Source organism: Candidatus Bathyarchaeota archaeon (assembly GCA_026014725.1).
In the GTDB taxonomy this organism is placed as follows: Archaea; Thermoproteota; Bathyarchaeia; order Bathyarchaeales; family Bathycorpusculaceae; genus Bathycorpusculum.
This window is the reverse complement of the sequence record JAOZHV010000044.1, coordinates 372,142-393,571: the sequence shown is the minus strand read 5'-3', so window position 1 is coordinate 393,571 and position 21,430 is coordinate 372,142. Positions and strand designations below refer to the sequence as shown.

Below are 21,430 nucleotides of genomic sequence, written 5' to 3'. Positions count from 1 at the left end.
TACATCACCCCGGCCGCTTTGTTCGCGGTTTTTTGCTTGGGTGTGTTAGTGTTGTTTGGTTTGTCCTTATTTTTGTTTTCGTTGCTTTTGGGTTTTTTTGTGGTTTGGGCTGGTTATGTTTAATTGTGAGTTTTGGTGTTTGTGTTTGGTATGGTGGTTTGTTTGGTTGATGCTTGGCGTGAGCCGTATCATGTGGTGATTGAGGTTGAGAATGATAAGTGCAGGATGGTTGCGAAGCTTGCGTCTTTAGGGTTTGAACGTCTAAAGGTTGTTGATGTGCGCAGTTCCACAAGCGGGTCTGTTCGGCATTTGATGGATGTTGGTGAAGAGCAGGCGAAAAAGGTTCCCAGAGAACTTGCTGTTAAAGGGCATGTTGAGGGCAAATCGGCGGTTTGGCTTGAAAGTGAGGGCTGTGAAGTTTGCAATACCATTTTGGGGCATGATGCTTTTTTGGTGTCTGGCAAGAGTATTCAAGGTAACATTATAAGTTACAGTTTTATGGTGCCCACGTTTGAAGCATACAGGGGCATTATCGCTGATTTGGAAAAAGCAGGGCACAAAGTTGAGGTGCGTAAAATCGGCAAGCTCGAGAAGCAAATAGGCGTCTTAACAGAGAAACAAGAACGCATCTTTTGGCTGGCGCTGAAAAGCGGCTTTTTTGATTATCCACGGCAAATTGGCATGGCGGAGCTTGCAACTAAACTGGGAATTAGTCCTGCAACGCTCTCTGAGATAATGCGCAGAGGAACACGAAGGCTTTTGGAGCACTATTTTAAGCGTGAAATACAGCTGTGATTTTTTCTTAGAACCTTACTCTTCACAATAGTTGCAGGATTGAAAATGTTGCTTAGTGGTGTTTGTTTTTAGTTTGTTTGCTTATTGTGGATGGCGGCGCAGGCAAGCTTGCCGAAAAAGACCCTTTTTTATTGGATAACTCCGAAGATGTACGCTAGCAAACCCACCAAGAACAAAACCAACACCATATTCTTTATTTTTCTGGCTTTCTCCCGTGAAGGCTCCAAAAGCAGAAGAACAGAACAAGCAACCAATCCTACATCTGTCACTAAAACAATCGGTACAAACCAGAAGCCAACTAGCCCCAGCATCCATGTGACAGGCGTCAAAGCTACTGCGAAAATGTAGAATGCTACAGCTGCAACCGCTGCTTTTCCTTCGCCGAAACGCACAGCCAGCGTTTTTATTCCTTCTGCTCTGTCGCCTTTAGTGTCTACTATGCCTTTTGTAACTTCTCTGCCAGTGTTGGCTAGGAAAGCCATTGACGCAAACAGCAGTACATTCAGCGCGATAGTGCCGATGGCAACGATGCTTCCGTAGATGAAGGGGATAGCTACGCAGGCGCTGACCAAAAAGTTGCCAGGTAAACCGCTACGTTTGCCAACAGTGAGGTAAGTTGCTGTGATAACAAGCGACAGCGCCGCTACAGCAACGCATAGGGGGCTGACTAGGTATGCGAAAACGAAGCCTATAGCCGAGAGCACGACGACAAACGCCAAGGCTTCGGTGGTTTTTACAACTCCGCTGGGAATAGGGCGGTGGGGTTCATTAATGGCGTCGATTTTGCGGTCGTAGTAGTCGTTGATTGTCATGGCGGCAGCGCAGAATGTAAAGCCAGTCAGGAAACCGAAGAGGATGTAGAGCCAGTTGAGGCTGCCGAGTTGGTCAAGTGTTGGTTGGCTTGGAGCTATGCTGGCAAGAATTGCACCGACGAGTACGGCAAAGCCCATCATTGCACAGTTGACTGGTCGCATTAACCTTACAAAGCCGCCATGTTTACTCATAGGGGTCGAACCATTTGTGAAGTTAAGTTAGTTGAGGTTAGTTATAAAAATTGGCGACTAGCCAGTATTATTTTTATTGTAGAATGCGCTTTAGAAAAAGCAATGCAACCTTCTAGCCATACTCAAGCCAAATCAAGCAAAAAACAGCAAGTAAAAAGGACTCTGCTGATTATTGCAGGAACCATTTGCTTGGCACTAGGAGTCATAGGGATAGTTTTACCGATTTTACCGACCACGCCGTTTCTTTTGCTTGCCGCAGCTTGCTATCTCCGCAGTTCTGAACGCCTGCACAAGTGGCTGCTAAACAATAGGTGGTGCGGGGAATACATTAAAAACTACCAGCAGGGAAAAGGCGTCCCTCTTAAAACAAAAATTGCAGCCTTAACGATTCTTTGGGTAACAATATTGTATTCAACATTTTTTGTCGTACATGAAATTCTGATTGCTCAAATAGTGCTTTTAGCTGTGGCTGTTGGAGTAAGCGTGCACTTGATTCGAATGCCCACTTTTAAATGTCAAAGAGAAAAATCGCTAGTGTGTTAGGGTAGCAAACGTTGATTCTCGCGAAAAGATACTTTAAAGGGTTAGCGCATCCCATTATCAATGATACTTTGGTGAAGCCTTTGAGCAACGATTACGCACCCTTAGTTGGAGATAATTATGCACCTGAAAAACTACGAGTAATCATCCCTGTAGGCGGAAAAGCCACGCGACTTCTGCCCTTAACAGCAGAAACAAGCAAAGCTTGCCTCCGCTTGCTCAACAGGCCACTGGTTGAATACTCGCTTTTAACGCTTGCTAGTCAGGGCATACGCAACTTTATCTTTGGAGTAAAAGGCTACACCAACTACCGAGACATTTACGACTATTTCGAATCAGGCTACGGCTTTAGCGTACGCTACAACATCAAACCACGTGTCCACATAAAATACCAGCCGAACGTTGAGGACTTGGGAAGCGCTGATTCAGCCCACATCAACATGGAGTACTTCGACCTCAAAAACCCCGTTTTCGCCGTTCAAGGCGACAACATCTTCGACCTAAAAATAAAAAACCTAATTGACTTTCACCAAGAAAAAGAGTCCTGCTTAACCATCGTTCTGCGAGAAGTAGAAAACGTTGAAGGTTTAGGCATAGCAGACATTGACAAAGACAGCCGCATAAAACGCTTTGTCGAAAAACCCTTGCCTAAAGAAGCGCCAAGCAAACTGGCAAACACTGGGCTCTATGTGCTGTCGCCTGAAATTAGAAAGATTTTCAAAGAAAAAGGCGTTCAACAACTCATCAAAGAAAAAAATCGCTTAGACTTCGGCTACGATTTCATTCCATACGTGATTCAGACTGGACGCCCAGTGTATGGATACACTCTCAAGGGCAGCTGGTTTGACGTTGGCACGCCAAGCAATTATTTGGAGGCTATGAAGAACCTGTTGAATGGTCGTTTTTCAGCGCTCAGCGACTTTGGCGGTCGCCTAAACGAGGCACAGCCGATATGGGTACAAGGTGAAAGCAACGACTCAGAGAAACGTCGAAGTGAAATTGTGCGCAAAATAAAGCAGAAACGCATCACCCTCAAGGGTTCAGTTCTGATTGGTCGGCACTGCCAAATTGAGGACGGCGCAAGAATCACTAACTCCTGCATCGACAACTTTACACGAATCGGCAGAAACGCGGTTGTTTCGAATTCAGCGGTGATGGATAGGGTGATTATTGGGGATGGCGCTGAAGTGTCTGATAGCATTATCGGGCGACATGTTGCAGTGAAATCAAGCGCTAACAAACCAACGATAATTAGAGGAGTTTCTGTGGTTGCAGACGATGTTTTAATAGAAGAGGGGTGCGTACTCAACGCTACAAAAGTTTATCCGCACCAAAAAGTCAGGGGAGTTTTTGAAAACCAAACCATAATCGCAAATTAACACCGTTTATACCGTTTAAGAACCTCAATTATTCTGCTTTGTATCGAGCGCAAAAATTCGCTTCCCGCTGTGCTTTGGTTATAGCTACCTACGTGTACTTTACGTCCTGCTCAAGCGATTGGGCTTCTTTGGTTTGACTGATTTATTCTTGCTTGCTTTCGGAGAAGACCGCTTTTTCAACTTGAGAACTGTTGTAGCAATTGCGGCAATGACTATTGCTATCACTACGATGTAAGCCCATTCTGGCGCTGAATTATTTGTACTTTCCGTGGAGTCGGTGATTGCGGGATTGGACGGTGCTGTTGGGGTGATTGGGGGTGCGGTTCCTTGGAGGATTGGTTCATCTACTTGTAACAGTAGTGAATAGGTCGAAATTTTAGATTCTTGAGGTACAATTGATTGGTTCATATCAAAGGCGCCGAATTTAAAGTCAACCTTTGCTTGAGGAGATAGCTGAGTAGTAACTGTTTCACTGGTGTACCCTCCTACTGCAACCACGGCACCTGAAGAGTTATAGAATGTTCCTATGACCCTGACGTTTTTAGCTACCTGAGTGCCTGTGTTTTGGATGGTGCCAGTGACCCAGTACACGCCTTTATCCTCTGAACTAGTGCCGATTATTGCTTTGTTTGACGTGACTTGCAAGTCAGGGTAGAGATAATTTGTTGTTGGATCAGCCATGACGACTTGAAGTTCAATGTCTGAAATTCCTGACCATATACCACTATTTTGTGACAAAAACTCCATGTAGAAAGGTGCCTTCTGTTGTGGAATTAGGTTTCTAACCCAAGCTTGAGCGCTTGATTCTAATTGGCTCCCATCTGCTGTGGTGACTAAACCAGCTATAATCACTCGGCTTATAATAGAAGTTCCAGTATTCTCAATTTCTCCGACTACTGTTAGGTAACCTAGTGAATCGATATAATAGCTGTAGCTTACAACCTTTACATTCTCGGGTTGACTTAGTGCGTTTGGAACCAACTGTGCGCTGGTTACTAGCATTGTTAATATCAACAAGAGATAAACTGCTTTCTTTATCACGAGATTTGCCTTTCTTATGTTTTAGCTTTCAAATTAAAGTGTCGTGATATAAAATTGTTTTTCCAAATTAGTAAATCACTCAGTCTTAAAGTACCCATCAGAGCTGGCGCCTTTTCGTTTTCACATAATTACCACATTGAAATCTAAAGGCTAACCGATAAACGGGCAGGGAATTTGAGGTTCTCCGTCTATACCAAGTGCCGTCTGAGTAACTCTGATCCGTCATCCAATTAAGTCAAGCTAATGCCTTCTCATCATCCGGCAACACATTAAAAGGGTGATGAAAAATAAAAGCCTTTAACATACTCTTGGCTGGAAACTTCGGGGAACGCTTTTATTTTAGTTTTAAATAAGGCTCAGGTAAGGAGTTCTGAGAATATGAATTTTGTTGGAAGCCAAACAGAAAAGAATCTACTAGCAGCTTTTGCTGGCGAATCACAAGCAAGAAACCGCTACACATTCTTTGCTAGCGTAGCTAAAAAGCAGGGTTTTGAGCAGATAGCGGGGATTTTTGAGGAGACCGCGGCGAATGAGAAGGAGCATGCGGAACTATTCTTTAAACACCTCAAAGGCGGCATTGTAGAAATCCAAGCGTCTTACCCTGCGGGCATAATTGCGCAGACGGCTGAGAACTTGAAGGCGGCTGCTGAAGGCGAAAAACTTGAGTGGGGTACACTCTACCCGAATTTTGCTGAGGTTGCAGAGAAAGAGGGCTTTGCAGACGTTGCTAACACTTTTAGAATGGTTGCTCAAGTGGAAGCCTACCATGAACGCAGATTCAACAAGTTACTGGCGAACGTGCAAAACGGCAAGGTGTTCAAGAAGGATGCGCCGATTAAGTGGAAATGCAGAAACTGCGGCTACGTTTTCGAAGGAGCAGAAGTGCCCGACAAATGCCCAACATGCGCTCACCCACAGGCGTACTTTGAAGTCTGGATGGAAAACTACTAACAACCAACAACCTTTTTCTTTCCCTTTTATCCGCGTTTTATACGATGTATCGGTCTGTTTTTTCAAAATCTCTAACAATCTCCATTACGTGTTTTAAAAGAACACAAAGAACATCAGCATCTATACTTGCATCAAAACGATACAGAAAGTTATTTGTGTTTCTTAAAGTAAACCAGTAAGCTTATGCTCACAATAACCACAGACACTACAGCGGTGGCTATTATTAGTGCTGTTGGAAAAGGTCTTGACTCATCTCCGTCCGTAGATGTTGTTGGAACTGGTGTTGGTTCGTCATTGACCTTGGGGGCTCCAGCACCATTTGTAGGGTTAACTAAGGGGTTATAATCAACAATAAAGCTTAACTCATTAGGACCGGCTGTATAGTTGTATGGTGTGTCCCAAATACCTGTGTGCCCTATTTCTTTAGCATCAGGAAACAATGTTTTATAGTCACTCCAATAGTTCCTATCAAATTCAGCCCTACCATACAAAGCAACCCATACCACGCAATTGATGAAATCATTTTCAGTTACAACAGTTCCGCCAGCCCAATCTACAAATATTGCCGGGTTGCCATCGATAAAAACGTTATATTTGATTATATTCCCTGAACCCAACAAGCCATCATCGCTCCATCTGATTTCTATTCCACCCCCTTCAAAGGTGTTGTTGATGAAACAGTTACCAGCTGAGGAAGCAAATATGCTACTATTATCACAAAATCGCACATTCTTCACCACAACATTACCATAAGCAGAAACACCAGCATCATCTTTTCTAAGATCTATTCCTTTTGGATTTCTCAAAGGGAAGTTTTCATTCCCTCTAATCGCATATCCGGCGCCATCAATTGTAATGCCGTCTTTTTCAACTTTTATGGCGCCAAAAATATCCCCCGTAAACGTGTAAACATCACCGTTACGTTGAATCAAATCTGTTCCCGCAACACTTCCATCAGACATAATGGTTATGTTGGAATATGTCTGTGCAGATACCAAATTAACAAACTGACCTGCGATCACTGCTGAACATAACAATAGCAGAAACAATAAAGCTACACCCGCTTTCTTAATACACCCAAACTGCGATTTAACCAAAGTGAAATTTACCCCTCGATGCAAAAAACTGCTTAAGGTCAAACAGAAAAATGCTAACACTTCTGGCTCAACCATACTCCAACAGGCATAATGGCATTAATATTTTACTGAACTAATTTTTTAGGGAATTAGGTTTTAACAAAAAAGGAAGTAACGATGTTACCTGTGTCTCTTCTTAACTACTAATCCGATTGCTAATGCTCCAACAGTTACCGCTACAACCGCTACCACAATTGATATCATATTGTCAGGTGATGATGACTGTGACTCAGCGCCAGAAACGTTGATGTCATCGATAGCATAGGTTCCACCGGTTGCCATGTTGCTGTATGAGATGATTTCGCCGGTGTTAGCCCAAATAAACGCTGTGATGGCAAATACATTGCCAGGATAGACTTCGTCTAGATACATTCTGACGTCCCAGTAAGGTCTAAGCACGTAATCAACAGGAACTACAGCTAACTTAGCCATCGTAGCGTCCTTATTAACTTTAAAGTTTTGTACTATTGAACCATCAGGCATTTCATAAGAATAAGACGCTAAATTTTTTATCGCTATGTCAACGGCTTGCTCCATTGAGATATTTACTGAGGTGTCCCCAATTGTGTAAAGCCCCCGAGTGTCATACACTGAACGCACAAAACCCCCGATAACGCCAATTTCCAATTTGGTATAGTCTACACCGTTAACTGTGTATGTCTGCTTCAAATCTGTCCCACTTACTTCGAGTTTTGTATTTCCTTTGGTTATTATGGAATTCTTTGTTAGATCGACATCGCCTAGCATTGCTATTAGGTTAGTTGAATCAATATTGGTGTATGTTTGGTATTTTTCAAGAAAACCCTTCACTGCATCATTTCGGTTAGCGTACTGTGTGTTGGTGATAACTTTTGAGGGCAATAGCGAAGTGAAATAGGTTGTTAATACATCTTTTTCAAAAATAAAAATGACCTCTATGACATCTTCGTCACCATTACCTTCCAATGGAGTCAGTGCATACATTAGATCAGTTATTTTTCTGTTGTCATTGGCAAGTGGTACCCCATCCATTATTGAGCTGATTTTGAGTTCGATAGTGTATTTTGATAAATCCACCGACAGTACATTCTCTATGAAGTTCATAGCTTTATCTTGAGCAGCAGCTGTTTGACCTGCATCTAACGGTTGGGTGCTTGGTCTTGCAGGTATAGGAGTCAAAGTGTTATCTTGGGCAGCATTTTTTTGGCCTGCAACTAGAGCCGAAAAGGCCCCAAAAAAAGACGTGGCAATCAACACAACAAGCAAGGGTGCAAAAATTTTTGTCAAATAATTTTGTTTTTTCACCTATTTTTTCCTCCTAAGGCAGTGTTTTGTACATGTTTCCCCATACTACTAGCCAATTTGCTAGGGCTGTGTTTTCAAAAGAGGTGCCGTATACTGCGTAGGACATTAGTATTAGGGCATTGGCTGTTGAGTAGCCTTGCCCCATTCGATAATAGTACGTGCCAGCAACGTTAGCGTAGTTATAGTTGGGGTTAATGCCCCATTCATACTGAGGAGAACCAACTGTAGTGCCGCCACCTATAGTTACTGTGTAGTATTGTTGGCTTGTAAAGTTATATGCCAAAAGGTTTTGTTTGTCATTCCAGCCTAAGTAAACTTGACTGCCAGAAGTACTCCAATTGGCTATATTGATATTGTGTGTAAAGGCTACGGGCAATCCACGATATCCGCATGCATCAGGGTTTGTACCATTTGGTTTAATTGCTGTTTGGCAGTGCCATATAAACGTGTGAACGTTCTTTGATGAGGTTCTAGGGTAAATTTCATAATCCCATACAGTAGTGCTATCATTCATAATAAGTCCATAATGGGCATTGCCGTAGTCACATGTTTTTGCGTTTCTGTGCCCTTTAGAGTAGATTACGGCTGTGTCATAATCTTGCAGGGAGCTGAGAATAGTTTTAAAATTGCTGCCTGTACAGGAAGAGTCGCGATAAGAATTGAGATTACTATTTACCCTAATGGTAGATATTGTTCCGTTGTCAATTTGGTAACTGATTAAAGTTAGGGCTTGTTCTATACCTCGGTCGCTGTCCCAGTCTTGGCTTTGATTATTATACCAGCCATATGGTTTTTGTATGGAAAAATTGAGTACATTCGCGTTAAATAGGGTTCCGTTTATAGGGTAATGTATCGAAATTACGGGTACTTCAGCCCACATCACTGGAGCAATAAAATCATATGGTGCACCAAACTCATTCGGTGTTGAGGGGGTAGAGCAATCGACCAAATTCACCGTTGTGAATGTTGCAAAAATGAAACTAATAAAGATCCCCGACAAGCGTTTTTTTCTTATAGGCATGCTTTTTCACATACTGATTGTAGCATAAAGTGTTTTAATAACTCTTCTCAAGGGACAACCTGTTCTTTTAGGAGAACACTCTGTTCCTTGGGGAGAGTTATAAGACTCTTACCTCTTACCTTTGCTTACTTAAGTAGTGATTAAATCTAAAATAGGTGGTTAGCATAAACAAACAATTAAGACTGCTTTCCGGTATTCTATTATGTATAGCAATAGTTATTACAATATATTTTTCGGTTAATTTCTATCGCTCAAATCAACTATCTGTCAATCAATCTTCTCCAGAGCCTTCGTCTCATCCAACCCTAAACCTTACCGTATTTTCACCCGAGAATAAAACGTACGAATCTTTTCATATACCACTTAATTTTACAGTTAGCGAACAAGCTTTAGGAATTCTATATACCATTGATGGCGGCAAAAATATTACTGCTAACAACGAAACGATTACTGGGTTGAGTTATGGAACACATACCATAAAAGTTACCGCGTATGATGATATAGGGTACGCGACCTGTAGAGAAATCTTTTTCACTGTGGCTTCTGAAAAGACCGAGACTGTAATAGACTATTTTAAATCGAAGGGGTTTGCTATACAGGACTCTCCATCTAACGTCTCTTTTTCTACAGCCGCTCTTGATCTTGGAGGAAAAGAGACATTGGCCTACACCGCTAAACAGCTAAAAGCTTCAGTAATATACAAACTGGAGATTGGCGAGTGGATCTATTTGTTTGTGAATAATTCGTATGGAGATAAATTCTATATCCGTTTTATGGGATAAAGACGATATGGGCTTTTTTTATATAGAATCTTTGGCTGTTTGTAGTTCTGTTGAACAGGTGATAAGTTAAGCATGGCCAATAGAAAGGCGTAATTAAGTATTAATGCTGCCGACTTAATTGAAGGCAGCCTCCTTCGAAGGCGTGTCACCGCCTGTGTCCCAATTAATAAGGGAAAGAAAGAGAACGGGAGGTGTGATAGCATGAAAAAAAAAGTTACTTCTTGTTCTTATTGCAACGGCACTTCTTTTACTTGTAAGCCTTGGACCCGCTTATGCTACAACACTTAACGTTAATGAAGCCCCAAATGCTAAAAAAGATAATACCTCGTCTTCTGATTTTATCATACCAAACAAACTAGTGAACGCATCCGTCTTAGAGCAAATATGGAAACGAATGCTGGAACATAAGACACAAGAGATATCAAACGATTGGGAAATGTTACTAGATGACCCGCCTAGTTCCGCGAGTATATCGCTAATAACCTTCCATATTGCTGGTCCACCTGAAGGAAATGCACTTTGTGAGAATTGGCAGAGTCTCGCAGGCACACCCGATGGCTCTTATGCACATTTATATACGGAGGAATATCGAGACCCGGAATACTATGATACCGATGAATCTATCATAGTGGGGGTGATGGACACATGGGCCATTGGAAATATTTACCTTACTGGCTATTCAGAAATCGGTTCCTATTCAGATGTATGCGTTTGTGCGAGCGATGATCCAAACAGAACAATGTTAGAATGGGATGACATAGGATATGCGAGGTTCACACAAACTACCCCTCAAACGATATGTGTAGGAACTGCTACTAACCCGTTTCTATACATCGCAGTCTTTAGTTGGGCTAGAGAAGACCATGAATTAAACGACGCCTATGTTGACTCTGCGGTTGCGTATCAATACGGTAGTAGCCCGAATCAACTCATCATTGAAGCAGGACAAGGTGGCACTACTGACCCTGAGCCAGATACATATTATTCTAGTGAACCCATAACCGTTACTGCAATAGCATACCAAAACTATGAGTTTGATCACTGGCTTGTAGATTGCTACTATCAATCAACAGATAACCCAATCGAAATAGAGATGTGGGACGGAGATCATACTCTGGAAGCCTGTTTCTGCTTTATACCGACGCTGACAATAACGTCTACATCTGGTGGCACAACCAATCCTACTCCTGGTCAACATCAGTATGATTATGGTACTGGTGTGACGGTGTATGCGATTCCAGATCAGGGCAGCAGCTTTAGCTACTGGCTGTTAGACAATGAATATGTCTACACAGATAACAGCATTTATGTCGATATGTCTGCTGATCATGACTTGGAAGCGCACTTTAACGAGGCACTGCCAACTTGCCAGCTAACAATAACTGCTTATGACTATACCCAGTCGGTGCCTTATGTTGAGCCGAATGTCTGGGTCGATAGCCAATGGGTTGGCACTGCGGACTTGATGGTTAATGTTCAGTTGGGTACTAGAGAAGTCTGGGCAGATGACCCTTGTTATGTCGAGTATTATGGGTATGGTCCAGCCCTGTATACCATAGTTGACGGCGAAGTGTACAGTGGCGGTGCATATGCAGAGCTTCCAGTCTGGCGACTACATAAAACGATAGAATTCGTCTACATATGGCAAAAGTAAAACTCCCCTTTTTATTTTTTCAAATTGAAAATAAAAATAGGTCTCAGTTGATTCTTCAACTATCTTACCGAAAGCCAATCCTTTTAGAGCACACTTGAAAGTGCTATAGAGACTGGGAGCTGAAATGTGTTTGATACACAGTTCTGCTGTTGCCAACTTTGTCTGCTTGCGAAAATATCCACAACCAGCCAGCAACCCAACAAAAAACTCTCAAAAAACACCACCATTGAATAAATACGACAACTTAATCGTAAACCGTGTTTGGGGCTATTTTGTCGTGTTTTTCCCTGATAATTGGAGCGATACTCTGTTTAGATACTTTAATGTTTCAATAACGGTCAGGGTTTTATCGTTATCGTAATTTAGCCGGATAAGCCTCTTTCGTCCCAATAATTGTTGGATAATGAGGCTCTCTTTTTCTAGAATACTCAAGTTACGGTTAACTTCATGATGCGTACTATTAACTAATCGAACGAGTTGCATTATTGAAATTTCTCTGTTCTCATCAAAGTTTCGAGAATTCTTCGACGGATATCTGAACCAATTATCTTATTTATTTCCAATATCAAGGAACCTCCAAACATTGAGTTACATTTGATTTAATGATGAAAAGAGATTTATCGCCGAAAACTCTTCACCTCTAAAGACAGGTTTATTGAGTCTTAATTCTGTAAACTGCTTATAAAATTTTGCACACTAGGGTTAAATTATTTTTGATAACTTTTATTTAATATCTTAAGGAAAAGAAAGGGAAAAAATACCAAAAGCTAAATAAAAACTAACTGCGTCGAATGTACCTGAAGAGGATTAGTTGACTGCATTTTTAGAAAGCATATATCATATACTAGAAAGTATTCGCATTATTTAATACATTTTAATCACTGTTTTGATTCTGGGATTTGAACTGATTTAAATCCTTATGATTTAAAGGAGGAAAATAAATGAATAATACTATTAGAAAGAAAATCGTTGGGTTCTTACTAATGGCAACACTCATATTGTCTTTTGTAGCGACGGTTCAATCTTTTGCTATAGCACAAGAGCCTTCGGATGTTACTGACGTTACCGCAGAACAAGCACATGAGCTAATAAATAGACATTCTTCTAACATACTGATATTAGATGTTCGAAATAAAACAGAATACAAGTTTGCTCATCTATACAATGCATTGCAAATACCTTGCCATGTGCTTGAGGGTCTAATACATTATTACGAGGCAGTGCAAAATGCAACTATTATTGACTGGAGAATTGGCGAGCTAATGGAACACGTTGACGATCCGGTAATTGTTTATTGCCAAGGAGGTTCCAGAAGTGCAGTAGCGGCAAATATCCTTTCAGAAAATGGTTTTTCTGAAGTCTACAACATTGTTGGCGGCATAGAGGCTTGGTTGCAAGCTGATCTCCCAATTTACAATACTGCTCATGACATAACTGTTGATAGAAACAGAATTACTATCGATCCATGGACAACATTCAGCTGTGCATGTGGAACACCGTGCGGTTCAAATGAAGATGTAATACAGAACCGGACATTGGACATAATTGAGCAAACCGAAAACTTTACTCAGGGTATTCTTTCATTTGAATATAATGGTACAATGTATGAACACACTGTTTCGGCGACCACAATCTGGAATTACGCAGATAGTGATCATAAGTCTAACGTGACTGCTAGCTTTGAATTACTTCAGTCAACCGGCGGAACAGTAAACATACAGGAGTACGTATTGGAGTATCAAATTCAAACTTGCGCCTATAATTTTTCAGTGACTTCCATACTTCAGCCTCTGGATGCTAATACTTACAACGCCTCAGCAACAATGGTTAGATTTGTCCCAGTAGGAAAAAATGAATTTCTATCAATAGAGCGAGTAAACTTCACATCGTCAGTCACACTTTCAGGACTCTACTCCTCACTTGCAAGAGTTTGTAAAAACCTTGCGCATACATATCAACGTGACGGCATAAAACACAATGATGATATTCTAAAAGGTCTTGCTGACAGTTACGGTCACATGGCTAACGAATTAAAAAGCTTGTCCAAATTAGTACACATAGAATTCAGGAATTATGACCGAGAAATCATTCAAAGCATAGCATTGGTAACTGATGATTACTGTTGGGCTTGTATGTTGGTATGCGGTCTTTTGATAAATGTTGTTACTTGCGGTCCTTTGGACTTTCTCTTGGTCCCTGCCATTTGTGTTGCTGCTGGAATTGGCACAGTGGGAATCGCTGGCGTTGCTTGTGTTATAGTCGCGGGGGTTCTTATAGGTGCTTTATGTGAGGGAGGCATAGCTTTAGGTTGCGAGTGGGTTTGTCACGAACTGCATTATTGCGGGATTAACTATATCGAATATATTACTTGCGCTGCCCCCTATGGCTACGGAGCGGTTTATAACGAACAATATATGACTGGTGAACCTGACGGGTGGGGTGCAGCGATTGTCGGCTATTATTGGGGAGATGGCGGAGTCATAGCAGGCCAGTTAACTCAGATGAGTAGCGGAGGTATGTATATTCGCTTACATTCCGCTGATTATACATCACTTTGGGTCTATACTTCACTTGATAATCAGGACTGGGAGTGTATTGGTTTCGACGTTGTGCCCCCAATCTATGGATATGATAACATCTATGCATTGAACGTGGACCCTTATCTTTACGTCGCCGTAGCAGCCATGGCCGGGTCGAGTGTATGCGCGATAGAAATAGACTCAATTTCGGCAAATTACTGATGATCTAACAAAACTTCCGTAAAGTACTCTTTTTTTCTGATGTATTGTCGCCTTTTTTACAACCACTAAAAGTATGATTAGCAGGTTGCAGGATAGACCTCAAACCTGTTGCCTGACTTAAGGTAAGAGTGTCAAAGAAAAAATAAGATATTTTCTGTATAACTGCTATACGTAAAAAAACAAGACAAACTATAATAAACCTATTTCACTTAAAACCAAAAAGGAAGTTAACCTTGGCTTTTGCAGGTTATGACTTTCAGATTTTGTTAATACGGTCAATTAATTTTCTATATTCATCTCTTGCATTGCGAGCTTGTATCATACTGAAACTCATACAAGTAACGAAAACTGCCAAACTCACTATCAACAAAGACTGATTCTCAAGAACAGCGCCAATAGCAAGAGCAAAACCGGCTATAAAAAATGAGATAAATACGATAAGGGGGATCCGACTTAGTGACTGATCAACATTATCTATTTGATCCTGCAAACGAGGGACGTTTGTTTCTTCAGGCATAATAATCACTATATAATTATTACAGTATCGAATAGAAAAGCTTTGTGCAATTTGCTTCTTGTGCTTACAAAGCTATTTCGCGTTTCAAGCTTAGCCGTTCGTACCTATACACGGTAATGCATACTATAACAATGTTCGCTATTCATTATCGCCACCGATTCCTAATCGGTCGACAAATGATTAAAGAAATAAGGGGCAAAATGGGGCACCGCATTGGCGGGATTGACCCTGACGATTTTTCCGTCTTTTTAATAGAGGGAGGGGTGTGGCAGAGCAAGCAACCTTTCGTATATACAGGCGTATATACAGCGCCACCCCCTCCTCGCTGAGACTTCACGCATAAACAACCGCCCAAGCTACCCCACACTGATTGTGCAACGTCCACAACCAAAAAACAACCCAAACCACAAACAAAAACAAAAAAGCAACCTTCTACCCAACCCATAGGTTGATGTTGTACTAAGGAGCACTTTTCATCATCTACTACTAGAAAAAACAAGCCACCACAAACACAAGCCAAAATAATCGTAAAATTGATAAACAACCACTGCTTCTCTGATAGCGTTAAGGTGAAAAATTGAAATGGCAAGCAATGTCACAGTAAAAGACATCATGCAAAAAGACGTTAAAACAGTAGAAAACAACACCGTAGTAAAAGACGTAATCACACTCATGAACAAATACGACAAAGACGCAATCCTCGTCATCCAAAGCGGCAAACCAACAGGCATCATAACAGTAAAAGACATCCTAATCCGCGCAGTCGAAGCAGAAGTACCACTAAGAACAGTCATCGCAAGAATGGTTTACACAAACCCACTAGTAGTCATCGACCAAAACGCAACCCTCAAAGAAGCAGCCGAACTCATGAAACACTGGAACATAAAACACTTACCAGTCGTCGACAAAAACGGCGCACTCGTCGGCATGGTAGACGACAGACAAATCGTCCACGCAGACCCAAAACTAATCCCCATAATGGAATACGCACGCCGAAAATAAACTCGGCGCCAACACTCTATTTTTCAAAACCCACTTTTCAAACAATTTTCAGCAACAAAAAAAACAAAATTGTTTGGGCAACTACTGCTTCTGCTCTTTTGCCCACGCTTCTTTAGCCGCTTTTGCCAAAGCATCAAGGTTCGGCTGAGCCTGCAAATCATATAACACGTTTTTGAGTTCGTTATTAACCAGCAGTGCAACCTCACCAGGTCTCAACGGCTCAGGCCTCGTTGATTGATAAACGCGCAGAGCACGCAAAACAAATTTAACCATAACATCGTTTAATTGGTTCTGGAGGTCAAAAAGCTCATTTTGACCTTCCTTCATTTTCTGGGAATAACTAGCTGAATCCCATTTTCCTTCTTCAGACATACAATTTTCGCTCCTTTACCGTTCAATGTCAATCATGCATTATAGCCTTTTCTAATATCAAACCGCAACTTTTGGCCTGCCAAGCTTCCTGTTAACGCACGCTTGGATAAAACCAAAATACTCAGGCGAAGGTCTACCTGGACGGCTCTTGAACTCTCCGTGGAACTGCGAAGCAAAGAAAAAGTACTTATCAGGCAACTCTAGGGTTTCCATCCTTCTGCCATCACTGCTTTTTCCAGTGAAACTCAACCCATTTTTCTTTAAGACATCGATATAATCTAAGTTAACTTCGAAGCGGTGACGATGGCGCTCATGAATTTCTTCATCCCCAAACAGCTTATGCGCCAGCGTGCCCTTCTGCAGGATAACTTTGTGAGCACCCAAACGCATAGTTGCGCCTTTAACTTCGATGCCCCGTTGCTCAGGCATAAGGTCAATGACTGGATACGGCGTGTCAGGGTTGATTTCTGTGCTGTTCGCATCCGTTAAACCACAAGCATTGCGTGCAAACTCGATAACCGCTAACTGAAAACCATAACAAATCCCCAAGAATGGGATGTCATGCTCTCTTGCGTACTTGACGGCTGCAATCTTGCCCTCTGTACCTCGTGGACCAAAACCGTAAGGAACAAAAATCCCATCAAAGTTGCCAAGATCAGCAATACATTGGGGGTCACGCTCGAATTTCTCAGCCTCCAAGTACGAAATGTACACTTTAGCTTTGCAGGCTGCACCTCCATGCCGGAGTGCCTCACTCATGCTTACGTAACTGTCACTTAAACCAGCATACTTGCCAACTAAGGCTATTTTGACTTCATGTTCTGGATGAATAATAGCGTCCACGAAGCGTTGCCACTCATTGAAGTCTTTGTTGTCACACTTTAAAGCTAAGCGTTGACAGATAAAGTCGCCCATACCTTGTTTGTCAAGAATAAGCGGCACCTGATAAACAGATTCAGCATTATAAGAACAGAAAACAGCGCTTTCCGGTATGGTGCCGAACAACGCAATTTTTCTTAGCGCCTCAGCATCAATCATCTGCGGGCTTCTGGCAACTATAGTATCAGGTTGAATACCGATGCGGCGAAGCTCGTTAACGCTGTGCTGGAGGGGTTTGGTCTTGAATTCACCTGTTACGTCCAAAATCGGCACCAAAGCAACATGAACATAAAGCGTGTTTTCATACCCCTCTTCAACACGCATTTGTCGTATAGCTTCTAGGAATGGTAAGCCTTCGATGTCGCCGACTGTACCGCCGACCTCAGTTAATACAATGTCGGCGTTCACTAACCTACCAGCGTGTCTAATTCGGTTTTTTATTTCGTTAGTGACATGGGGCACAATTTGAACACACCGCCCCAAAAAATCTCCATGGCGCTCTTTTTCTATAACTGATTTGTAGATTGTTCCCGTTGTTAAGTTGTTTTCCTGTTTTAGGCTTAAATCTAAGAAGCGCTCGTACCAGCCTAAGTCTAAGTCTGTTTCGCCGCCATCGTCGGTAACGAAGACCTCGCCGTGCATGTAGGGGTTCATGGTTCCCGCGTCGATGTTAACGTAAGGGTCGATTTTTACAACCGTCGGTTTTAATCCTCTTGCTTGAAGCATTTTGCCGATGGAAGAAGTTAAAATGCCCTTGCCAACAGAACTCAACACACCGCCCGTTACGAAAATGTACTTTACCATGTATGTCCCTGCAATAGCTTACACTTTTCATGCTAACTTAATATAACTCTTTTGTGCAGATAGCTGTAAAATTCGTATCATTACACCTTCTTAGCAATGGACTATAGTGAGCAGCGCCTGACTGTACCTGCGGCTTCGCCTCAATCCTAAAAAAATAAGCCACATACCAATTATGACATGATAACTGGTCACAAAACAACTACCGCCTAAAAATTAATCTAAAAAGATTATTTTCAGAAAAATTTTAATGCCAAGCACTTTAACTATAATTGGAGAGTATTGGATGCCTAGAGCCTTTGTGTTGATAAACGTTGAATCAGGTGCAGAGGAACAAGTTGTCGATGAACTCAAAAAACTTGAAGGAGTCGAAGAAGCTTACTATTCGTATGGCGTCTATGATATAATTACTAAAGTCAAGGCTGACTCAATGGAGAAACTCAAGGATACAGTTACCCGTAAGATAAGGACACTTGCTAAAGTCAGGTCAACGTTGACATTAATCTTAACTGAAGAGTAAGCATGTAAAGAAGCGGTGATTCTCCATCTTTTCTTACTATAAGGCAAGCCAATAAGCGAAAGTTACAATAGGGCATTAGGAGAAAAACAAACACTTATGGCAAGAAAACTCACTCTCATAATAATCGCATGCATTTTGGTTCTCAGTTTAGATAGTGTTGCGTTTGCTGATTTGTCGGTTGGTGTGAAGAAAGGCGATTGGATAGAGTATAAAGTAAGTTATACTGGTTCGCCTGTGGCAGAACACGATGTTGTGGGGGCTAGAATGGAAGTACTCGAGGTGCAGGGGTCAAACATCACTGTTAGGATTACGTCAAGGTTTTCTGATGGGTCAACTGAGCAGTCAACCACGACTTTGAATTTAGAGACCGGGCATTTAATTGATAACTTCATAATTCCAGCCAACCTCAATGCAGGAGACACCTTCTTCGCTGAAAATTTGGGCAATGTAACCATCACAAAAGCAGAACAGCGCACATACGTAGGGGCTACTCGCACGGTTTTGTATGCGTCAACAAGCGAGAACACGTACATTTGGGACAAAGTCACAGGCGTAAGTGTTGAAGGAAACGCCGCAACGCCACATTACACAATACATACGATAGTGGAAAATACGAATATGTGGCAGCCAGCAGAGGGGCAAAATTGGACGATTTTAATTGCAGTCGTTCTTATCGTTTTAGTTGCAGTAGCTTTGGTAACAGGCGTTTTATTGCGCAAAAAGAAGAAACGCTCATGAACCCCAAAAAGCTAAAAGCAATGTTTGATAGAACGTGTTTTATCAAGGCTTGAAACCTGCATGGAACCCGCGAAAAAAACCGTCGTAAAGAACCCTATTATTGTAATTTTGATTTTTGGGTTAATTGCCTTTATCGTTTATGTTTTATTTTTTATTGATCCATCAAAGGTACTGGATATTCTCTCACAGATTAACCCTGTTTATTATGCTGGTGCTTTCGTAGCATATGTGTTTTACGCATTTTTTTCCGCGCTGGTCTGGCGATGTTTACTCAAAAACTTATCTGTTGATATAAGCATACGGAAGGCTCTTTTGTACACGTGGGTTGGATTGTTTTTTGAAGCAACCATTCCGCAGCTGGGCTGGTCTGGTGAAGTTTCAAAAACGTATTTGCTATCCAAAGATGCTAAAATTGACACGGGAAAGATTGGTGCTTCGGTGGTTGGTCAAAAAATTTTTGTTTTAACTTTAACGGTGGTCTCATTGGGTGTTGGCTTAACATCGGTTCTACTTAGCTATCCCTTACCACCCACAGCTACATTTCTTATCGCTACCGTCTTTTCACTTACTCTCATTGTTTTGGTTCTTGTCTATTATATAAGCGTTAAACCCTCGGCAACAAAAGTACTGCTAAACTGGGCATTACGTATAGTAACATTTTTCCGCCGTGGCTGGAACCCTGAAAACTTTAAGGCGAAAGCTGAAGACATGTTAAATCGCTTCCACAACAGCATGAACCATTTAAAAACTAACCCTAAAAGATTAATCCTTCCCACCATTTATGCGGTTGTATCCTTTATTTTCGAAGTGTCCGTTGTTTTTCTATCTTTTATCGCCTTAGGTTACCCTGTACCTGTTGATAAGGTACTCATTGTTTTCACACTAACAGGAACTCTTCAATCCGTTGGAGTAACATTCTTTGGCTTTCCAGAAATCATCATGAGTGCCTCTTTTTATGCTCTTGGAATCCCCATACCGCTAAGTTTTTCAGTGACTTTGCTTTCGCGGATTGTTAATCTATGGTTTAGACTGATTGTTTCCTACATCGCGTTTCAATGGGTAGGCATCAAGATTTTAAGAAACAAGCAAGCATAGTCTCAGCTAACTATGCGTTAAACTGATACTCTGACATGTCGGTTTATGAGAAAGATTTTAATTCAGACCCAAGTAACTAATTATCTGAGGATAAATTATGCCTACAGCCTTTGTATTGATAAACACTGAAATCGGCTCAGAATCGGATGTTTTAAAAGAGTTAAAGAAAGTGGAGGGCGTTGAAGAAGCTTCCGCGGTTTACGGAGTATACGACATAGTGGCCAGAGTAAAAGCAGACGCCATGGATAAACTAAAAGAAATCGTAACATGGCGCATCAGGCGATTAGACAAGGTTCGGTCAACACTGACAATGATTGTCGTAGAAGAGCGTTAAACGCTCAAAAATCCCTTTCTTTTAACAAACACCAAATTATATTTGTCATTATTTTTCATTACTTACACAACCATTAATCATTCAGAATCAATCTAATTATTGATAGTAATGAAATTTGAATTTAAATGCCCATGGTGTGGAACAGACTTCCAGAACGGAAAAGACCTTGACTTACACGCAAGAGACCATTATTCAAAAAACAAGGCAGCCTAAACGACGAAGTTTGTGATTGTATGCTGACAGTCACATAGTCTTAAATTTTTTACCAATGAAATTAACACTCCTGTGTGCCAGACTGAGGGAGATATATGAAGAGATGCGTGCAAATCAAGAAAACTGCGGAAGACCAAGCGGCAGTAGCGACTTTACAGAAAAATAGGCACACGCAGTTTTTTATCGGTTGGACGAAGAGGTTTGTGTATTCAACGATATTTTTTGTGTTCCCCTTGAATAAGATAGAGCACCCAAACCTCTGAACCCAACCGCCCAACCACCATAAATGATGAAGTGAAAAAATGCCTACAGCTTACGTCCTCCTAAATACTGAGATTGGAGCAGAAAGCCAAGTACTGAAAGCACTGAAAAAAATTGATGGTGTCGAAGAAGCGCATACTCTCTGGGGAGTCTACGACATCATCGCAAACATTAAAGCGGAAAACATGGAAAAACTCCGATTCATTATAACAAATCGAATCGAGAACATAGGTAAAATCAATTCGAAACTGACAATGATTTTGACTGAAACGCCAGAAACAGTAATACAGGAACAAATAATGCTTGAAAGCCCAATTGCCCAATAATTTTTTATTAGTCAAACAACAGCCTAAGCAACCTCTTTTTCTTT

Annotated in this window: 21 protein-coding genes; 13 read left to right on the top strand and 8 right to left on the bottom strand. The window is 41.5% G+C overall.

Annotation, left to right across the window (positions count from 1 at the left end):
- The first annotated feature begins 150 nt into the window (after nucleotides 1–150).
- Nucleotides 151–795 (top strand): helix-turn-helix domain-containing protein, encoded by a 645-nt coding sequence (locus NWE95_09525; protein ID MCW4004135.1) that lies wholly within the window; start codon nucleotides 151–153, stop codon nucleotides 793–795.
- A gap of 128 nt (nucleotides 796–923) precedes the next feature.
- On the opposite strand, the gene NWE95_09520 is transcribed toward NWE95_09525, so the two are convergent.
- Nucleotides 924–1,799, bottom strand: a complete 876-nt coding sequence (locus tag NWE95_09520) for a geranylgeranylglycerol-phosphate geranylgeranyltransferase (GenBank protein MCW4004134.1) — start codon at nucleotides 1,797–1,799, stop codon at nucleotides 924–926.
- A gap of 102 nt (nucleotides 1,800–1,901) precedes the next feature.
- On the opposite strand from NWE95_09520, the gene NWE95_09515 reads away from it, so the two are divergent.
- Entirely contained in the window at nucleotides 1,902–2,342 is a 441-nt protein-coding gene (locus tag NWE95_09515; GenBank protein ID MCW4004133.1) for a YbaN family protein, read from the top strand.
- Between the two features lie 80 nt (nucleotides 2,343–2,422).
- Nucleotides 2,423–3,718: an NDP-sugar synthase gene (locus tag NWE95_09510; protein MCW4004132.1), complete on the top strand. Its 1,296-nt coding sequence runs from the start codon at nucleotides 2,423–2,425 to the stop codon at nucleotides 3,716–3,718.
- A gap of 99 nt (nucleotides 3,719–3,817) precedes the next feature.
- Here the strand turns inward: NWE95_09510 and NWE95_09505 are convergent, their stop codons facing one another.
- Nucleotides 3,818–4,759, bottom strand: coding sequence for an FxLYD domain-containing protein (locus tag NWE95_09505; GenBank protein MCW4004131.1), 942 nt, complete (start codon nucleotides 4,757–4,759; stop codon nucleotides 3,818–3,820).
- Between the two features lie 378 nt (nucleotides 4,760–5,137).
- Here NWE95_09505 and NWE95_09500 point away from each other — a divergent pair, with 378 nt between their 5' ends.
- Entirely contained in the window at nucleotides 5,138–5,710 is a 573-nt protein-coding gene (locus tag NWE95_09500; GenBank protein MCW4004130.1) for a rubrerythrin family protein, read from the top strand.
- Nucleotides 5,711–5,859: 149 nt separating this feature from the next.
- Here the strand turns inward: NWE95_09500 and NWE95_09495 are convergent, their stop codons facing one another.
- From NWE95_09495 to NWE95_09485, 3 genes are all read right to left on the bottom strand, one after another.
- On the bottom strand, nucleotides 5,860–6,882 hold the full coding sequence (locus NWE95_09495; GenBank protein ID MCW4004129.1) for a hypothetical protein: 1,023 nt from the start codon (nucleotides 6,880–6,882) through the stop codon (nucleotides 5,860–5,862).
- A gap of 84 nt (nucleotides 6,883–6,966) precedes the next feature.
- Nucleotides 6,967–8,130 (bottom strand): hypothetical protein, encoded by a 1,164-nt coding sequence (locus NWE95_09490; GenBank protein MCW4004128.1) that lies wholly within the window; start codon nucleotides 8,128–8,130, stop codon nucleotides 6,967–6,969.
- A 13-nt stretch (nucleotides 8,131–8,143) separates the two neighbouring features.
- Nucleotides 8,144–9,151: a hypothetical protein gene (locus NWE95_09485; protein MCW4004127.1), complete on the bottom strand. Its 1,008-nt coding sequence runs from the start codon at nucleotides 9,149–9,151 to the stop codon at nucleotides 8,144–8,146.
- A 155-nt stretch (nucleotides 9,152–9,306) separates the two neighbouring features.
- On the opposite strand from NWE95_09485, the gene NWE95_09480 reads away from it, so the two are divergent.
- The 3 genes from NWE95_09480 (at nucleotide 9,307) to NWE95_09470 (ending at nucleotide 14,328) form a co-directional block, all read left to right on the top strand.
- The gene (locus tag NWE95_09480; protein ID MCW4004126.1) at nucleotides 9,307–9,933 is read left to right on the top strand and encodes a hypothetical protein; all 627 of its coding nucleotides are present in this window, start codon (nucleotides 9,307–9,309) and stop codon (nucleotides 9,931–9,933) included.
- A gap of 394 nt (nucleotides 9,934–10,327) precedes the next feature.
- Nucleotides 10,328–11,587, top strand: coding sequence for a hypothetical protein (locus tag NWE95_09475; GenBank protein ID MCW4004125.1), 1,260 nt, complete (start codon nucleotides 10,328–10,330; stop codon nucleotides 11,585–11,587).
- Between the two features lie 941 nt (nucleotides 11,588–12,528).
- Nucleotides 12,529–14,328: a rhodanese-like domain-containing protein gene (locus tag NWE95_09470; GenBank protein ID MCW4004124.1), complete on the top strand. Its 1,800-nt coding sequence runs from the start codon at nucleotides 12,529–12,531 to the stop codon at nucleotides 14,326–14,328.
- A 256-nt stretch (nucleotides 14,329–14,584) separates the two neighbouring features.
- Here NWE95_09470 and NWE95_09465 read toward each other — a convergent pair whose 3' ends face one another.
- Nucleotides 14,585–14,845, bottom strand: coding sequence for a hypothetical protein (locus NWE95_09465; GenBank protein MCW4004123.1), 261 nt, complete (start codon nucleotides 14,843–14,845; stop codon nucleotides 14,585–14,587).
- Between the two features lie 582 nt (nucleotides 14,846–15,427).
- Here NWE95_09465 and NWE95_09460 point away from each other — a divergent pair.
- Nucleotides 15,428–15,847, top strand: a complete 420-nt coding sequence (locus NWE95_09460) for a CBS domain-containing protein (protein ID MCW4004122.1) — start codon at nucleotides 15,428–15,430, stop codon at nucleotides 15,845–15,847.
- An 81-nt stretch (nucleotides 15,848–15,928) separates the two neighbouring features.
- Here the strand turns inward: NWE95_09460 and NWE95_09455 are convergent, their stop codons facing one another.
- Both NWE95_09455 and NWE95_09450 read right to left on the bottom strand, forming a co-directional pair.
- On the bottom strand, nucleotides 15,929–16,219 hold the full coding sequence (locus NWE95_09455) for a hypothetical protein (protein ID MCW4004121.1): 291 nt from the start codon (nucleotides 16,217–16,219) through the stop codon (nucleotides 15,929–15,931).
- 57 nt (nucleotides 16,220–16,276) lie between these two features.
- Nucleotides 16,277–17,902, bottom strand: a complete 1,626-nt coding sequence (locus tag NWE95_09450) for a CTP synthase (GenBank protein ID MCW4004120.1) — start codon at nucleotides 17,900–17,902, stop codon at nucleotides 16,277–16,279.
- 283 nt (nucleotides 17,903–18,185) lie between these two features.
- Between NWE95_09450 and NWE95_09445 the strand changes: the two genes are divergently transcribed.
- The 5 genes from NWE95_09445 to NWE95_09425 all read left to right on the top strand — a co-directional run bounded on the left by NWE95_09445 (nucleotide 18,186) and on the right by NWE95_09425 (nucleotide 21,386).
- Nucleotides 18,186–18,419 (top strand): Lrp/AsnC ligand binding domain-containing protein, encoded by a 234-nt coding sequence (locus NWE95_09445; GenBank protein MCW4004119.1) that lies wholly within the window; start codon nucleotides 18,186–18,188, stop codon nucleotides 18,417–18,419.
- Nucleotides 18,420–18,515: 96 nt separating this feature from the next.
- Nucleotides 18,516–19,157, top strand: coding sequence for a hypothetical protein (locus NWE95_09440; GenBank protein MCW4004118.1), 642 nt, complete (start codon nucleotides 18,516–18,518; stop codon nucleotides 19,155–19,157).
- A 60-nt stretch (nucleotides 19,158–19,217) separates the two neighbouring features.
- A complete protein-coding gene (locus NWE95_09435) occupies nucleotides 19,218–20,252 on the top strand; it encodes a flippase-like domain-containing protein (GenBank protein ID MCW4004117.1) in 1,035 nt (344 codons plus the stop codon).
- Between the two features lie 97 nt (nucleotides 20,253–20,349).
- Entirely contained in the window at nucleotides 20,350–20,586 is a 237-nt protein-coding gene (locus NWE95_09430) for an Lrp/AsnC ligand binding domain-containing protein (GenBank protein MCW4004116.1), read from the top strand.
- 515 nt (nucleotides 20,587–21,101) lie between these two features.
- Complete coding sequence (locus NWE95_09425) at nucleotides 21,102–21,386, top strand: Lrp/AsnC ligand binding domain-containing protein (GenBank protein ID MCW4004115.1); 285 nt, start codon at nucleotides 21,102–21,104, stop codon at nucleotides 21,384–21,386.
- Nucleotides 21,387–21,430: the final 44 nt, after the last annotated feature.

Coding starts and splice junctions, on each gene's coding strand:
- NWE95_09525 (MCW4004135.1), top strand. CDS start 151: ATGGTGGTTTGTTTGGTTGATGCTTGGCGTGAGCCGTATCATGTGGTG.
- NWE95_09520 (MCW4004134.1), bottom strand. CDS start 1,799: ATGAGTAAACATGGCGGCTTTGTAAGGTTAATGCGACCAGTCAACTGT.
- NWE95_09515 (MCW4004133.1), top strand. CDS start 1,902: ATGCAACCTTCTAGCCATACTCAAGCCAAATCAAGCAAAAAACAGCAA.
- NWE95_09500 (MCW4004130.1), top strand. CDS start 5,138: ATGAATTTTGTTGGAAGCCAAACAGAAAAGAATCTACTAGCAGCTTTT.
- NWE95_09495 (MCW4004129.1), bottom strand. CDS start 6,882: ATGGTTGAGCCAGAAGTGTTAGCATTTTTCTGTTTGACCTTAAGCAGT.
- NWE95_09485 (MCW4004127.1), bottom strand. CDS start 9,151: ATGCCTATAAGAAAAAAACGCTTGTCGGGGATCTTTATTAGTTTCATT.
- NWE95_09475 (MCW4004125.1), top strand. CDS start 10,328: ATGCTGGAACATAAGACACAAGAGATATCAAACGATTGGGAAATGTTA.
- NWE95_09470 (MCW4004124.1), top strand. CDS start 12,529: ATGAATAATACTATTAGAAAGAAAATCGTTGGGTTCTTACTAATGGCA.
- NWE95_09465 (MCW4004123.1), bottom strand. CDS start 14,845: ATGCCTGAAGAAACAAACGTCCCTCGTTTGCAGGATCAAATAGATAAT.
- NWE95_09460 (MCW4004122.1), top strand. CDS start 15,428: ATGGCAAGCAATGTCACAGTAAAAGACATCATGCAAAAAGACGTTAAA.
- NWE95_09455 (MCW4004121.1), bottom strand. CDS start 16,219: ATGTCTGAAGAAGGAAAATGGGATTCAGCTAGTTATTCCCAGAAAATG.
- NWE95_09450 (MCW4004120.1), bottom strand. CDS start 17,902: ATGGTAAAGTACATTTTCGTAACGGGCGGTGTGTTGAGTTCTGTTGGC.
- NWE95_09445 (MCW4004119.1), top strand. CDS start 18,186: ATGCCTAGAGCCTTTGTGTTGATAAACGTTGAATCAGGTGCAGAGGAA.
- NWE95_09440 (MCW4004118.1), top strand. CDS start 18,516: ATGGCAAGAAAACTCACTCTCATAATAATCGCATGCATTTTGGTTCTC.
- NWE95_09435 (MCW4004117.1), top strand. CDS start 19,218: ATGGAACCCGCGAAAAAAACCGTCGTAAAGAACCCTATTATTGTAATT.
- NWE95_09430 (MCW4004116.1), top strand. CDS start 20,350: ATGCCTACAGCCTTTGTATTGATAAACACTGAAATCGGCTCAGAATCG.
- NWE95_09425 (MCW4004115.1), top strand. CDS start 21,102: ATGCCTACAGCTTACGTCCTCCTAAATACTGAGATTGGAGCAGAAAGC.